We start from the raw sequence: 13,719 nt of genomic DNA on the forward strand, positions 1-13,719 counted from the left end.
CGGGTTTTTAGCGACAAACAATTACAGAATATTGGCGTAGTCAGCTTCGATGCGATCCAAACTCAAGTGATTGAGGAAGTTGGAAAAACACATCCACGCCGACAAGGCGTTGAGATCGCGCATCTGCGGCGGCAACACCTTAGGTGGCACGACCATACCCTCTTCCACCAACTGCCCTAAAGTACGCATGTCTTCAAGGGTGGTTTTACCGCAGAACAGCAGCGGGATACGGTCGAGCTTGCCCTTACGCACGGCAAACTGAATGTAGTTGTACACCATGATAAAACCCTTGGTGTACGACAAGTCTTTGGTGAACGGCTGGCCATTGGGGGTCGAGCCCCTGAACACGCGACTGGCGTTGGTGAAGGAGTCGTCCTCGTTATAGCCCTCTTCGAGATAGAAGCGGTAAATATCGAGGAAGTTGCCACCCTCTTCGGCCATATGGATGGCGCGTGTGCGGTTGGTCAGCTTGCGCAAACGCGAGGGGTACGAGGCAAACGAGAACACCTCCATCAAAATCGCCAAACCTTCTTGGGTGATGGTTGAGGATGGTGGCCCCTTAGCCAAGAAGGTACAAATCGGCTGACTTTGCCCGTTGAGCGTGGTGCCAACGTGCACCAAGCCTTCGTGCACCTCAAGCACTCGAATGTCGCGCTCGTTAAACATCGCATCACTGCGAATCTTGATGTAATCGGCGCCGGCTGCAGCGTCGGCCAAGATACCGTCAGATTCAAACACGCGAATGGTGCCCTCGGTTTCACCGAAGCTCTTATTCAAGCGTTCTTGCAGCATTTTTACCGCTTGCTTGGCGTTGAGTTCTTTAGGCTCCTCGATCAAATCGCTGCGGTCTGAAATGTTCTGCAAGGCGTCTGACAGCATCATGCCCAAGTCCGACAAGGTCGGGTCGCCGGCATGGAATGCATCCGAAGCTGAGCCGTATAACTCTTGCGAGATCAAGCCCATATCCGGCGTGCCGCGCGCCTCAAGCATACGGATCACCATGCGGTACTCACGACACATACGCCGCATGATCTGCCCGACGGGGTTGAACTGGCCCAACTGGCGGGTGATATCGCGTTCAATCCCCTGAAACTCAAGCTTTTTATCGTCGCTATCGAACGACAGCGCGGTGCCGGTGTAATAGGCCTTATCGACTTTTGGCAGTTCTTTGGCCTTGTGCTTGAAGAAATCGGCCTTGACGCTTTCATCCCACTTAATCGCATCTAGCACGCGAATAGGTGACTGCGCGTCGACGATCCGATCAGACAAGTCGCGAACGGTTTGTTGGTAGTCCGTTAGTTTTTTCTTAGCCACGCTGACTCCTACTCGGCGCTACTGACGCGCTCATAGCGCGCCACTTCGATAAATACATCGGCGTTGGCGGGGTCATCGAGGTAGGCAAATACCTTGTCCCACTCAGCGGTAATCAGGGCCCCGTCACCGTGCGGTGTTTCCACCAGCTCGCCCGACAAATTGCCCATTTCCAATTCTTGCAGAAGGCGATCGACATCCAGATTAAAGATCACCAACTCGTCTTTTTTATTCAGCTCAAAACCCGCCAACACAAAATTACCGCCCAACGTTTTAGGCAAGCCGGCGGATAAATACCAACGGCTACCACGGTGGCTAACGATGAAATTGTATTGCTCGCGCGTTTGTGTGTTTTTCGGTGAGCCTACATAGGCGAGTGCGCGATACTGGTTATTACCGACGCGACGCAAATCAAGAAACAGCTTGTCGCCCCAGTCATCCACTCGCGTCCACACACCCAACAAATGCACGGGAGCCCGCTCGGCTTGCGGCAGTGGTTCTTGGAAGCTCACAAGGCACCCCTGCAGTGCCAAGGCCATGCCGAGAATCAGTAAACGCCAGGGTTTCATGCAACTCTCCTTGTGGTGAAGACCGCCAGACCGCGCCTGACGCTATCTCTAAGCATGGCACGCGGCGCTTACTTTGCCAGTCAAACAACAACCCGTAATGTGCTGATTAGCACGCTACGACTATGCCGTTAAGGAATAAGGAAAGCCAGAAACTTGCAGAAAAAAGCCCGCAAACAGGCTTAACCTGGCGGGCTTTGACTCAAAAGGTATTGCTATTAAATCGAGGTCGCACCGCCATCGATTGGCAAGGCCACGCCGGTGGTAAAGGCGGCCGTGTCGCTGCACAGATAAATCACCGCCGAGGCGACTTCTTCCACTTGCCCCACGCGACCCACCGGGTGCATAGCGGCGGCAAACTCAGCTTTCTTCGGATCGCTCTCGTAGGCACGGCGGAACATGTCGGTATCGATCACCGCCGGACAAATCGCGTTAACGCGGATTTTCTTCTTGGCGTATTCAATCGCCGCCGATTTGGTTAAGCCAATCACCGCATGCTTACTGGCGCTGTAAATGCTCATCTTCGGTGCGGCGCCTAAACCGGCGACGGAGGCCGTATTGATAATCACCCCACCGCGCTCGCTCATCAGCGGCAATTGCGCGCGCAGACACAGCCACACACCTTTTACGTTAACGCCCATGATGGCGTCATATTCGCTTTCGCTGCCGAACTCGAGCTTGCCTTTTTCGATCTCAATGCCGGCGTTGTTGAAGGCGAAGTCCAGCTGTCCGTAATGATCCAGCACGGCCTGATGCAGACTGGCAACCTGCTCGCTTTGCGTCACATCGCAGGCCACAAACTCGGCCTTGCCGCCCTGACCACGAATCAGCGCCACGGTTTGTTCACCGCCTGCGCTATCCACATCGCTGACCACAACACTGGCACCGTGCTCGGCAAATGCCAACGCAGTGGCGCGACCAATACCATTGGCGCCGCCGGTAACCAGCGCCACGCGCCCTTCAAACTGTGCTGACATGCGTTTACTCCCGAGCAATAAAAGTTCAGCCTAAGCAGGGCCAACAACAAACAACAGTACTATTGATCAAACGGACGAGCCGCCATGCAAAACACCTATACCGATCTTAGGCGTCATTATCGTTGGTTATTCACAAGCTTGGTTGCCCTCGTACTCCTTGTGCTAATGCCGCCGGCCAAAGCCGACGACACCGGGAGCAACACGCTGGCCCTAGATACGCCCGATGAAACGTTGCTGGGCGACTTCCCTGAAATGCTTGCGCGCCGGCAGATTCGTGTCCTGGTGGTGTACAGCCGCACCTTTTACTTTATCGATAAAGGCCAACAGCTGGGTCTAGCCTACGAAACCATGCAGGCGTTCGCTGAACAGCTGAACAAGAAGCACCGCACAGGCCGGCTCCCCATCAAGTTCATCTATATCCCCGTGCATCGTGACGATTTAATACCTGCGCTTATCGAGGGCCGTGGCGATATCGCCAGCGCCAACTTAACCATTACCGACCGCCGCTTAGAGAAAGCCGACTTTGCTGACCCCTTCGTTAGCAACATTGCCGAAGTCTTAGTTCAAGGCCCGAACGCCAAGCCCATCACCCAGCTAGAGCAGCTGGCCGGTCAAACCGTGTATGTACGCCAAACCAGTAGCTATTACGACAGCCTGCTGCTGCTCAACCAACGCTTCGAGGAGCAGGGCCTTGACTCCGTCCAGTTAAAGCTTGCCCCCAATGCGCTAGAAGATGAGGACCTGATGCAGCTGGCCGCCAGTGGCTTGGTGGATAACTTAGTGGTTGATCAGCACAAGGCTGATCTGTGGCAGAAAGTCCTGCCGAAGCTCAACGTACGGACGGACGTTCGCCTGCGTGAAGATGGGCAAATTGCCTGGATGCTGCGCCAAAACAGCCCGCTTTTGCAGGCCGAGATCAATGCCTTTGTCGCCACGCAAACGCGAAAAAACAAAGACCGCAATTGGCGCATCATCAAATATCTAAAAAGGACCGGCTACATCAATAACACCCAAAGCCAAGAAGCACGCCAACGCTTCGACCGCACCATTGAGCTCTTTCGTCAGTACAGCAGCCAATACGATGCGGATTACTTATTGATGATGGCGCAGGCCTATCAAGAGTCGCGCCTCAATCAGTCGGCCCGCAGCCACGCAGGCGCGATTGGCATCATGCAGTTATTACCCAGCACCGGCAAAGCCATGGGCGTGGGTGATATTCGCAATCTGGAGGCCAATATTCATGCCGGGGTGAAATATGTGCGCCATATTGCTGAGCAGTACTTCAATGACCCTGCGATTGACTCATTAAACCGGCACTTATTCAGTTTTGCTGGCTATAACGCAGGCCCCAACCGTATTCAACGGCTACGCAAGCTAGCCGCAAAACGCGGTCTAGACCCGAATGTGTGGCATAACAATGTTGAGCGGGTAGTTGCCGAAAAAGTTGGCCGCGAAACGGTGAACTACGTGGCCAACATTTATGCTTACTACATCGCCTATACCCTCGCCGTAGAAAGCACCGGTACGCGACGCGAGCTGCGTGAAGAGCTAAAAGCGCAATAGCCTCAGTGCTAAAGCGGCGCTGATTTAGTCGGCAAACGAGCAACACAATGGCCGCACAACGCAACAATGGCGTTGTGCGGCCATTAAATCATCGTCTCTTAACGCCCAGCCCGCGATTCGCGAATGTAGTAGCGGGCTTTTTGCGCCTTACTGATGCAGCCTTTATACGCTTCGAATTGCTGCTGGGTTTTGGCCCCCGTCAGTAGCGCCAGCGCTTTGGAGTAGCTCACCGTGCCGGCAAAGCCTTCGGCTTTGGCCAAGTCGAGTTCGCGCCAGGCGCTGTCTAGCTCAGCGGCGCAGCTTGAGCGCCCTGCCGAATTCGCGGCGCAACCGGCTAATACCAGCACGCTGATCATCATGGCTTTGTACATAGGTTTACTCCGCTGTATTGCTACGCAAATAGTCGATCACTTCGGCCTGTTCGCCGGCAAACACTACCCGCGCGCTTTTCGCCTCGCGTTGATAGGCATACATCGGGTCGTAGTACTCGGTGAGCAAGCCACTGATCCAACCACGATGGGTGTCCACAACGCCGCTTTGGCCCTGTTCGTCTAAGGCCTGTTGCATGATGGTGTTAAAGCGTTGGAAGCGCTCGCCGCCTAAGCGTTTCACAATTCGCTGCAAACTATCGCTTAGGCGTTCACGAAATGCGTTGAAGGCCAATTCTGGATCACCGTGCAGAGCCACGAACTCGGCAGCCATGTCGACCACATAATCTTTAAGAATACGTTCGATGCGGTTTGCCAGGCTGTCTTCAAGCCATACCAAGGGGTAGTCCTTCATCGCCGTGTGCAGCGACAGCGGCAAAGAGCAACTGCCGACAATACGGCCCTCGTCTTCCAAGACAAAGTGCTGCACACCGGCGGCGCGCTTTTTCAGCACATCGATGGCCAAGCTATTTTCAAAGTCGATTTGCGCCGGCTGTGGTGTGGCGTGCTTGCCAAAGCTCGAGCCACGGTGGTGGGCATGGCCTTCTAAATCAAGGCTATTACCCAGCGCCGCAATCACTTCGGTTTTGCCAGTGCCGGTTAAGCCGCCCACCACAGTGAACTGGCACTCGCGCACCGCGCTTTCGGTGGTTTCCAATAAAAAGGTGCGCATGGCCTTGTAGCCGCCGATCACACGCGGGTAGTTCACCCCCGCATCCCGCAGCCATTGCTGCACGGTTTGCGAGCGTAAGCCGCCACGAAAACAGTACAAATACCCCTCAGGATTCGCTTGAGCAAAAGCCAACCATTGCTGCATGCGCTCGTCTTTGCTGACGCCGCTGACTAAGCGGTGCCCCAATTCAATCGCCGCCTGCTGGCCATATTGTTTGTAGCAGGTGCCCACTTTTTGCCGCTCGATATCACTCATCAACGGCAAGTTCAGCGCGCGTGGAAACGCCCCTTTGCTGAACTCTACCGGCGCGCGGGTATCCATCATTGGCACATCGTGCAAAAACAACTGGCGAAAATCTTGCGTATTCGCGCGCATCACAGCACCTCAACCCAAGCTTCGCCGGCTGTGCGGGCGCGCATCTGGCCGATGGGCGTTAAGTTCAAGCCAAGCTCGGCGGCCACACGGAGAAACGCCGTCTCGCCTTCTTCGCTAACGGCCACCAACAACCCGCCGCTGGTTTGCGGATCGCACAATAATTGCTGCTGCGCCGCGCTGATCGCACCCACTTTGTGACCGTAACTGTCGTAGTTACGCAGCGTGCCGCCCGGTACACAACCTTGTTCAAGGTAATACGGCACGCTTGGCAAGTACGGCACTGCGGCGTAGTTAAGCTCGGCGGTTAGCCCCGCGCCTTCGGCCATTTCCACCAGATGGCCAAGCAAACCAAAGCCGGTGACATCGGTCATCGCCTTAACGCCGGCCAATTTGGCGAACACCGCACCGGGTTTGTTCAGCGTGCACATCCAATCGCGAGCGTGCCCTACGTCCTCTGCACGCAACTTGCCCTTTTTCTCCGCCGTGGTGAGGATGCCTATGCCCAGCGGCTTGGTCAGGTACAAACGACAACCGGCGCTGGCCGTGTCGTTGCGCTTGAGTTCGGTTTTATCCACCACCCCCGTCACGGCTAAGCCAAAGATCGGTTCGGGCGCATCAATGGAGTGACCACCGGCCAGAGGAATACCGGCATCCTCACAGGCTTGTCGCCCACCGGCGATCACTTCACGCGCCACCTCTGGCGGCAGCACGTTGACCGGCCAGCCCAAAATCGCAATCGCCATCAAGGGCGTGCCGCCCATGGCGTAAATATCACTGATGGCATTGGTGGCGGCGATGCGTCCGAAATCAAACGGGTCATCAACGATCGGCATAAAGAAGTCGGTGGTCGACACCACGCCGCGCGTCTCATCCAGCGCATACACCGCGGCATCATCCCGCGAGGAATTGCCCACCCACAGCTTGGGGTCGAGGTGCTGCGCGCCGCTGCCTGACAAGATGACATCCAACACTTTGGGCGAAATCTTGCAGCCGCAACCGGCGCCGTGGCTGTATTGGGTCAGACGAATCGGCTCGCTCATGGCGGTTCTCAAGCTAATGACAAGGCCGGCGATTGTAACAAAGCCCCGCGCCGCAAGCGTGGCAAGATGCCCCGGCAATGCCTTAGGCTTAGCGCAAATAGGCAAAAGGATTCCCGATGAAGCCAACAGTAGCCTTGGTATTAGGGTCAGGCGGCGCGCGCGGGCACGCACACATTGGCGTGATCGAAGAGTTAGAAGCGCGGGGTTATGACATTCAGTGCGTGGCCGGCTGCTCTATCGGCGCGATCGTCGGCGGTGTCTATGCCGCCGGCAAACTGGCCGAGTACAAAGCGTGGATTAACACGCTGGACACCTTCCAAGTGCTGCGCTTGATGGACGTCAACTTAGGCCTTGGCGCCATGCAGGGGCGCAAGGTGTTTGGTTTGATCCAGCAGATGTTGGGTGAGATCAACATCGAAGACTTGCCGATCCCCTTCACCGCGGTCGCTACCGACCTTACCGCGCAGCAAGAGGTGTGGTTTCAAGAAGGCTGCCTGCATAAAGCCATGCGCGCCTCGGCGGCCATCCCCAGCTTGCTAACACCGGTATTGCAGGGCAATCGCTTGTTGGTCGATGGCGGCCTGCTCAACCCGCTGCCTATCGTGCCGGTGGTGTCTAGCCATTGCGACGTGGTGATTGCGGTCAACCTCGCCGGCAACAATCATCAGCGCTACCCGCTGCCGCATATCGAGCGCCCAGCACCGCTGAAGCACAAAATGAACAAGCTGCTAGGCCGCTTGGGCGATCTTGGGCAACGTTGGGCCGAGCGCAATGGGCACAGCGACATGGAAAGCCTGATTGCCGACCTACGCGCCGAGCTGCCCTTTAACGAGGCCGTCAGTAGCGAGCACGCCGCCAGCAGCGGCAAAGCGGTATCTGCCAACACTGCCGCCGAAACCCGCCAGGTCGCCCCCGGCAACCTGTTGGAGGTGGTCAACCACTGCTTTGAAACCATGCAAGGGGCACTCACGCAGTACAAAATCGCCGGCTACCCGCCTGATTTGTTAATAAATATCCCCAAGCGGGTGTGTCGCTTCTATGATTTTGATAAAGGCCCAGAGTTGATTGCCCTTGGCCGGCAAATTGCGCGCGACCGCTTGGATGATTTTGAGAAGCAGCATGGCTGACGCTCCCACCCCGATACCCGCCGAACTGTTAGACACCCTGCTGGCCAACGCACGCGCCAATGAAGCGATCATGCGCAAACTGTTTCGTCTTGAGGTACAGCTGCTCTCCAGCCAAGCCTCGGAAGATATTTGCGAGCGGCTACTGCAACTGATTCAGCAGCTGTTTGATGTGCCCATGGTGTGGTTTGTGCTGGAGAAAACCCCGGCCTTGGTGCCGCTACTCAAAAGCTTTCAACGCTCCACCCTGCTGCGCCAACGCCTAACCCTGCAAAATGCCGAGCAACTCAGCCAGTGGCTGCCGCAGCGCGAAGGCGCACGCTTGCTCAACCAAGATCTTGGCCTGTATCACAGCTTGCTACCCAGTGAGTACCGCCAGCAAAAGCCGCGCTCAATGGCGATCATCCCTTTGACCATTGAAGGCAAACGCTGCGGCGCATTGCTGCAAGCCAGTGCCGATGCCGCACGGTTTAATCCCAATCAAGACACCTTTTTCCTCGATCAACTGGGGGTGAAAAGCTCGCTCTATCTGAGTAACGGTTTGGTCCGTCAACAGCTGGCCTTTTATGCCACCCGCGATGCACTGACGGGCCTGCGCAATCGCCGCGAGCTGGATGAAACCTTGCCGCGCCTGCTCAGCCTGCAACAACGCCACGCCCAGCCCATGGCGGTGCTGTTTATCGACTGTGATGATTTTAAGCAGGTGAACGATCAGCACGGCCATGCCACCGGCGACAAGCTGCTGATTCATCTCGCGCGCCAGCTCGAAGTAGCGCTGCGGCAAAGCGATTTGCTGTTTCGCTTTGCCGGTGATGAGTTTGTGGTGCTACTGCCGCACGAAACGCAAGAAAGCGCCACGCAACTGGCGGCGCGCCTGCAACAACAATTGGTGCTCAACCCGCTACAACGCGAGCAGCTCAATTTGCCGATTGCCATTAGCGTCGGCGCTGCGGCCAGCGATCAAATGCCGCAAGCCAGCGCCCAAGACTTGCTGCAAGCGGCCGACCAAGCGCTGTACCGCAACAAGCAACAGCGCAAAGCCAGTAAACACCGTCAGTAGCCCTGACTCGTTCGCCCCACATCAGGCGCTGGCGGCGATTTCGTGCAGCTCACGCCGCGCTTGGGCGATTACCTGCACACTGGCGGTCAAGGCCAGCGAGGCCATCACTAGGGCCACCAGCACATCGGGCAGATGACTGCCGGTGCCAAACACTCCCAACGCCGCCACCATCACCGCGATATTGCCCAGTGCATCGTTGCGCGAACACAGCCACACCGAGCGCATGTTGGCGTTGCCTTCACGAAAGGCATACAACAGCCACGCCACCAGCACGTTAGCCACCAGCGCCATGGCCCCCACCACGCCCATAGTGATGGGTTCTGGCGGCGTGCCGTTCCACACCCGCCACAGCGCCAGCGCGAGCACAAACACCCCGAAAGCCGCCATGCTCACCCCCTTAATCATCGCCGCACGGGCGTGCCACACTGGCAACAGGCCCAACACCAAGAGCGAAATCGCATAGTTGGCGCTATCGCCCAAAAAATCTAACGCATCGGCCAGCAGCGCCAACGAACCCGCCGCCACCCCGCCGACGATTTCAACCAAAAACATGGCCAAGTTAACCGCCAAAGCAATCCATAACGCACGGCGAAACGCCTGCGTTTTCGCCTCTGACGGGGCACAACAACATTGCGCGGACATCGCATTACTCCTAAACAGACCTTGATTCAGCAAAGGCCTCCCTTGAGGCATTCACCGAGCTTGATTAACAATGCCCATCTATTTCAAAGCCTGAAGCCACTACAGGGTCAAGCCCTAACTACCGTTCATTTCACCGAGGCTTACTGATGAAGATAGGCGAACTCGCCCAGCAAACCGGCTGCAGCGTAGAAACCATTCGTTATTACGAAAAGGCCGGCTTATTGCCGCAAGCGCCACGCAGCGCCGGCAACTATCGCCAGTACCCAGCGCAACATATCGAGCAGCTGCGCTTTATCCGCAATTGCCGTGCACTGGATATGACCCACGAGGAAATCCGCACCTTGCTCGCCAGCCGCAGCGCGCCCGAGCAAACCTGCAGCAGCGTTAATCAGGTGATCGATCAACACCTTGAGCACATCGCCGAGCGCATCGCGCTGTTACAACACTTGCAGCGCGACCTGCTGCACCTGCGCGCACAGTGTCCGCAGGCGGGGCGCAGCGCCGACTGCGCGATCTTGCAAGAACTGGCCGAAGACACCAGTCAAAAGCAGCCTGCTAGCAGCCACGTTCCGGGCAGTCATTGAGGCAATAAAAAACCACCGCGAGGGTGGTTTTTTTTCGAACACGCGCGAGGTTAGAGCTTCGGCTCCATGCGCAAACGGCGCTCGCCATTGCTATCAATGCGGATGGCTTCATCCAGCAGTGGGTCGTTGGCATATCGCGCCCGCGAAGGCTTGGCTTTAAACGGGCTGTTAGTCTTTTTACTCGCGGACTGCGCCGTTGGCTCATGCATGGTGGCTTTGGTTTTGGCTTTTTTGCCGGCTTTCGGGGCTTTCGCTGCTTTAGCCACTTTGGATTCGGGCTTGCCACGCACAAGCTCCCAAACAAACCGTATCAAAGCCAAGACGAAATAGACGACAAAGGCGATTCCGCCAAACATCGACAAATCGGCCACCGCCACCCACAGGTTGGCATTGCTCTTAAACAGCAGATCCAGCGCCAGCATCGCAATCGAGGGCGCATAGATCGCATCCACCGTGACTTGCGACGGCACAAATAGCAGCACCGCAACCAACAAACGCAGCGGCTCACGCACGTAGCGCCAGCTAATCCATGCGGTCATTTTGAACCACACCATCAGGCCGACAAAAGCAGCAAGGCCGTAGGCGCTCCAAGCGAGTAAATAGTCGAGTTCAGGATCAATCATGCGGCGTGGTCAGCAGATGCAGGGCCGCCTATGATAGCCGCTTTTATTGCTGGAGTCGTCGATGCTCGCCCCGATCGCCCACCGCGCCAATACCGCTGATCCGTACGCTTGGCTGGAAGAGCGCGACACCCCCGCCGTTTTGGCCTACCTCAACGCTGAAAACGCCTATTGGCAGCATGCCCTCAGCGGCACCGAAGCCCTGCAACAGCAACTGTTTGAGGAAATTCGCGGGCGTATTCGCGAAACCGATTTGTCGCTGCCCATCCCACGCGGCAACTACCTTTACTACCAACGCACCCGCGCCGGCGACGAACACCCGCGCTTGTATCGTTGCCTGCGCCAAGGCGACAGCCTTGAGGTCGACAGCCACAGCCAGACCTTGCTGCTCGACCTTAATCAATTGGCCGATGAGCTGGGTGAGGACGGTTATTTAACCCTCGGCGATTACCAAATCAGCCCCGACCACCAGCAGCTGGCTTATAGCCTCGACTGCCAAGGCGATGAGGTGTACCGCCTGTTTGTGCGCGACTTAAGCGCTAACACCACTCGCGAAATCGAGCTAGCCGATGCCGACGGCAGCTTGGCTTGGGCGGCGGACAACCAGACGCTGTTTGCCCTGCGCTTGGATGCCAGCCATCGCCCGGCCTTTTTGCAGCGTATCGACGCCGACGGCACACATCACTGCGTACACCACGAAGCCGACGAGCGTTTTTTCCTCAACCTTGCACGCAGTAGCGACGAGACCTTTCTAATCCTCACTGCCGCCAGCAAAACCAGTAGCGAATGCTGGCATCTGCCCGCACACACGCCGCAGGCGACATGGCAATGCCTCGCCCCGCGGCAGGCTGAGCACGAGTACTACGCCGATCACGGCCACTGGTGCGGGCAAGCCGGTTGGGTGATCCGCAGCAACCAAGCGGGCATCAACTTCGCGCTGTATGTCAGCGACAGCACCCGCAGCGCGTCGCAGCCGTGGCAGTGCGTGATCGCACACAATCCCGAGGTCATGCTCGAAGGCTTCACCCTGACGCAACAGGCGGCCATTCTGAGCTTGCGTGTAGCGGCGCTGACGCTATTGGAAGTCCACCGTCCTGCGCACGCGCCCGTGCGTGTCGAGCTGCCCGATGCCTTAGGCACGCTGGATGTGTTGGATGTGCTGGAGTACCACAGCCCAGTCGCACGCCTGCATTACCAGTCGCTCAACCGCCCGGCACAAGTACGCGCCTTAGACTTGCGCACCGATGAGCAAAGCGTACTCAAGCAAACGCCGGTCGAAGGCGGCTTTGCCCCAGAGGACTACCGCGTATGGCGCGAGTGGGCCACCGCCGCAGACGGCACGCGCATCCCCATCAGCTTGATCGCCAAGCCAGACACGCTCCAAGCACCTGCGCCACTGTATTTGTACGGTTACGGCGCCTACGGCGAATGCCTCGACCCTTGGTTCTCGCATGCGCGCTTAAGTCTGTTAGAGCGTGGGTTTGTCTTTGCCGTGGCGCATGTCCGTGGCGGTGGCGAAGGCGGTGAAGCTTGGTATCGCGCGGGCAAGCTCGCGCATAAAGCCAATAGCTTTAGTGACTTTATTGCCTGCGCCGAACACTTGATCCGCCAACAACTCACCCAGCCTCAGCAGCTGGTGATCGCCGGTGGCAGCGCCGGCGGCCTGCTGATTGGCAACGTGATCAACCAACGGCCCGAGCTGTTTGCCGCAGCGATTGCCGATGTCCCCTTCGTCGATGTGCTCAACACCATGCGCCGGCCTGAGCTGCCGCTGACCGTGACCGAATACGAAGAATGGGGCAACCCTGCCGAGGGCGAGGTAGCCGCCCGCTTAGCCAGCTATGCGCCCTATGAAAACGTCCACCCACAGCCTTACCCGGCCTTATGGATTACCGCCGGCTACCACGACACCCGCGTGCAGTACTGGGAGGCCGCCAAATGGCTGGCCAAACTGCGCGTCGCCCAACAAGGTGACGCGCCGCTGTACCTGAAGACCGACTTTGGCGCCGGTCACGGCGGGCAAAGCGGGCGCTATCAGGCCCTCAAAGAAGTGGCCTTGGAATATGCGTTTATCCTGCATACCCTAAAGCTTGAGCCCACCCCCGCGCAGGAGCCCAGCGCATGAGCAACAACCCGCACTCACACAGCTATCAAGCCCGCGAAAGTGGCTACCGCGAAAAAGCGCTAAAAATGTACCCACACATTTGTGGGCGTTGCGGACGTGAATTTATCGGTAAGCGCTTGCGTGAGTTGACCGTGCATCACCGCGACCACAACCACGACAACAACCCAGAAGACGGCTCTAACTGGGAGTTATTGTGTTTGTTCTGTCACGACAACGAGCACCAGCGCCAAGTCGATGCCCACTACGCAACCAGTGATGCCGGCAAAGGCGGCGCGGCGAAAACCACGCACAAGGCCTTTGCTGACTTAGCCAAGTTGATGGGTAAAGGTGAGTAAGCGCCGTTTGTTCTGCGCCCAAGGTGCGCTGATTTAAGCGCGGCGCAAGCTCAATAGTTTGAGTGACAAGATGGTCGCCGCCAGCAGCAAGGTAATGCCGTTGGCCAAGATCAGCGCCCAGTCGCCGCGCACAACGCCATACACCAGCCAACAGGCCACGCCCGTGGTGAACAAGCTGTACATCCCCAACGACAAGCCTTGGGTATCACGCGTGCGGATGGTCAATACGGTTTGCGGTAAGAACGCCGCGGTGGTCAGCACCGCGGCAAGGTAGCCAATCCATTCCAAAGCCATGC

At 57.4% G+C, this 13,719-nt stretch carries 15 protein-coding genes; 6 read left to right on the plus strand and 9 right to left on the minus strand.

What is annotated here, in order from left to right; translation table 11 throughout:
* Nucleotides 1-21: 21 nt before the first annotated feature.
* From MKI83_RS06355 to MKI83_RS06365, 3 genes are all read right to left on the minus strand, one after another.
* The gene (locus MKI83_RS06355) at nucleotides 22-1,314 is read right to left on the minus strand and encodes a flavohemoglobin expression-modulating QEGLA motif protein (protein WP_241584117.1); all 1,293 of its coding nucleotides are present in this window, start codon (nucleotides 1,312-1,314) and stop codon (nucleotides 22-24) included.
* 8 nt (nucleotides 1,315-1,322) lie between these two features.
* Nucleotides 1,323-1,880: a hypothetical protein gene (locus MKI83_RS06360; RefSeq protein ID WP_241584118.1), complete on the minus strand. Its 558-nt coding sequence runs from the start codon at nucleotides 1,878-1,880 to the stop codon at nucleotides 1,323-1,325.
* A gap of 215 nt (nucleotides 1,881-2,095) precedes the next feature.
* Nucleotides 2,096-2,854: an SDR family oxidoreductase gene (locus tag MKI83_RS06365; protein WP_241584119.1), complete on the minus strand. Its 759-nt coding sequence runs from the start codon at nucleotides 2,852-2,854 to the stop codon at nucleotides 2,096-2,098.
* Nucleotides 2,855-2,938: 84 nt separating this feature from the next.
* Here MKI83_RS06365 and MKI83_RS06370 point away from each other — a divergent pair, with 84 nt between their 5' ends.
* Nucleotides 2,939-4,417, plus strand: a complete 1,479-nt coding sequence (locus MKI83_RS06370) for an MltF family protein (RefSeq protein ID WP_241584120.1) — start codon at nucleotides 2,939-2,941, stop codon at nucleotides 4,415-4,417.
* 98 nt (nucleotides 4,418-4,515) lie between these two features.
* Here MKI83_RS06370 and MKI83_RS06375 read toward each other — a convergent pair whose 3' ends face one another.
* From MKI83_RS06375 to selD, 3 genes are read right to left on the minus strand one after another with little or no spacing between them, the layout of a single operon-like run.
* Nucleotides 4,516-4,788: a hypothetical protein gene (locus tag MKI83_RS06375; protein WP_241584121.1), complete on the minus strand. Its 273-nt coding sequence runs from the start codon at nucleotides 4,786-4,788 to the stop codon at nucleotides 4,516-4,518.
* 4 nt (nucleotides 4,789-4,792) lie between these two features.
* The gene (gene mnmH / locus MKI83_RS06380) at nucleotides 4,793-5,893 is read right to left on the minus strand and encodes a tRNA 2-selenouridine(34) synthase MnmH (RefSeq protein WP_241584122.1); all 1,101 of its coding nucleotides are present in this window, start codon (nucleotides 5,891-5,893) and stop codon (nucleotides 4,793-4,795) included.
* On the minus strand, nucleotides 5,893-6,933 hold the full coding sequence (gene selD / locus MKI83_RS06385; RefSeq protein ID WP_241584123.1) for a selenide, water dikinase SelD: 1,041 nt from the start codon (nucleotides 6,931-6,933) through the stop codon (nucleotides 5,893-5,895). The genes mnmH and selD overlap by 1 nt, the downstream gene beginning before the upstream one ends.
* A 116-nt stretch (nucleotides 6,934-7,049) precedes the next feature.
* Between selD and MKI83_RS06390 the strand changes: the two genes are divergently transcribed.
* Nucleotides 7,050-8,060 carry a patatin-like phospholipase family protein gene (locus MKI83_RS06390; protein ID WP_241584124.1) on the plus strand — a complete coding sequence of 337 codons (1,011 nt, stop codon included), beginning with the start codon at nucleotides 7,050-7,052 and terminating at the stop codon, nucleotides 8,058-8,060.
* Nucleotides 8,053-9,117, plus strand: a complete 1,065-nt coding sequence (locus MKI83_RS06395) for a GGDEF domain-containing protein (protein WP_241584125.1) — start codon at nucleotides 8,053-8,055, stop codon at nucleotides 9,115-9,117. Before MKI83_RS06390 ends, MKI83_RS06395 begins: the two co-directional genes overlap by 8 nt.
* 21 nt (nucleotides 9,118-9,138) lie before the next feature.
* On the opposite strand, the gene MKI83_RS06400 is transcribed toward MKI83_RS06395, so the two are convergent.
* Entirely contained in the window at nucleotides 9,139-9,759 is a 621-nt protein-coding gene (locus tag MKI83_RS06400; RefSeq protein WP_241584126.1) for a cation efflux transmembrane domain-containing protein, read from the minus strand.
* 146 nt (nucleotides 9,760-9,905) lie between these two features.
* Here MKI83_RS06400 and cadR point away from each other — a divergent pair, with 146 nt between their 5' ends.
* Complete coding sequence (cadR, locus tag MKI83_RS06405) at nucleotides 9,906-10,343, plus strand: Cd(II)/Pb(II)-responsive transcriptional regulator (RefSeq protein ID WP_241584127.1); 438 nt, start codon at nucleotides 9,906-9,908, stop codon at nucleotides 10,341-10,343.
* Nucleotides 10,344-10,393: 50 nt separating this feature from the next.
* Here cadR and MKI83_RS06410 read toward each other — a convergent pair whose 3' ends face one another.
* The gene (locus MKI83_RS06410) at nucleotides 10,394-10,966 is read right to left on the minus strand and encodes an MFS transporter (RefSeq protein WP_241584134.1); all 573 of its coding nucleotides are present in this window, start codon (nucleotides 10,964-10,966) and stop codon (nucleotides 10,394-10,396) included.
* 61 nt (nucleotides 10,967-11,027) lie between these two features.
* On the opposite strand from MKI83_RS06410, the gene MKI83_RS06415 reads away from it, so the two are divergent.
* The gene (locus MKI83_RS06415) at nucleotides 11,028-13,088 is read left to right on the plus strand and encodes a S9 family peptidase (protein WP_241584136.1); all 2,061 of its coding nucleotides are present in this window, start codon (nucleotides 11,028-11,030) and stop codon (nucleotides 13,086-13,088) included.
* Nucleotides 13,085-13,423, plus strand: a complete 339-nt coding sequence (locus tag MKI83_RS06420; protein WP_241584138.1) for a YajD family HNH nuclease — start codon at nucleotides 13,085-13,087, stop codon at nucleotides 13,421-13,423. The genes MKI83_RS06415 and MKI83_RS06420 overlap by 4 nt, the downstream gene beginning before the upstream one ends.
* A 33-nt stretch (nucleotides 13,424-13,456) precedes the next feature.
* Here MKI83_RS06420 and MKI83_RS06425 read toward each other — a convergent pair whose 3' ends face one another.
* Nucleotides 13,457-13,717: a SemiSWEET transporter gene (locus tag MKI83_RS06425; RefSeq protein WP_241584141.1), complete on the minus strand. Its 261-nt coding sequence runs from the start codon at nucleotides 13,715-13,717 to the stop codon at nucleotides 13,457-13,459.
* Nucleotides 13,718-13,719: the final 2 nt, after the last annotated feature.

Source organism: Atopomonas sediminilitoris, assembly GCF_022601735.1.
Classification (GTDB): domain Bacteria; phylum Pseudomonadota; class Gammaproteobacteria; order Pseudomonadales; family Pseudomonadaceae; genus Atopomonas; species Atopomonas sediminilitoris.

Coding starts and splice junctions, on each gene's coding strand:
- MKI83_RS06360 (WP_241584118.1), bottom strand. CDS start 1,880: ATGAAACCCTGGCGTTTACTGATTCTCGGCATGGCCTTGGCACTGCAG.
- MKI83_RS06365 (WP_241584119.1), bottom strand. CDS start 2,854: ATGTCAGCACAGTTTGAAGGGCGCGTGGCGCTGGTTACCGGCGGCGCC.
- MKI83_RS06370 (WP_241584120.1), top strand. CDS start 2,939: ATGCAAAACACCTATACCGATCTTAGGCGTCATTATCGTTGGTTATTC.
- MKI83_RS06375 (WP_241584121.1), bottom strand. CDS start 4,788: ATGTACAAAGCCATGATGATCAGCGTGCTGGTATTAGCCGGTTGCGCC.
- mnmH (WP_241584122.1), bottom strand. CDS start 5,893: ATGCGCGCGAATACGCAAGATTTTCGCCAGTTGTTTTTGCACGATGTG.
- selD (WP_241584123.1), bottom strand. CDS start 6,933: ATGAGCGAGCCGATTCGTCTGACCCAATACAGCCACGGCGCCGGTTGC.
- MKI83_RS06390 (WP_241584124.1), top strand. CDS start 7,050: ATGAAGCCAACAGTAGCCTTGGTATTAGGGTCAGGCGGCGCGCGCGGG.
- MKI83_RS06395 (WP_241584125.1), top strand. CDS start 8,053: ATGGCTGACGCTCCCACCCCGATACCCGCCGAACTGTTAGACACCCTG.
- MKI83_RS06400 (WP_241584126.1), bottom strand. CDS start 9,759: ATGTCCGCGCAATGTTGTTGTGCCCCGTCAGAGGCGAAAACGCAGGCG.
- cadR (WP_241584127.1), top strand. CDS start 9,906: ATGAAGATAGGCGAACTCGCCCAGCAAACCGGCTGCAGCGTAGAAACC.
- MKI83_RS06410 (WP_241584134.1), bottom strand. CDS start 10,966: ATGATTGATCCTGAACTCGACTATTTACTCGCTTGGAGCGCCTACGGC.
- MKI83_RS06415 (WP_241584136.1), top strand. CDS start 11,028: ATGCTCGCCCCGATCGCCCACCGCGCCAATACCGCTGATCCGTACGCT.
- MKI83_RS06420 (WP_241584138.1), top strand. CDS start 13,085: ATGAGCAACAACCCGCACTCACACAGCTATCAAGCCCGCGAAAGTGGC.
- MKI83_RS06425 (WP_241584141.1), bottom strand. CDS start 13,717: ATGGCTTTGGAATGGATTGGCTACCTTGCCGCGGTGCTGACCACCGCG.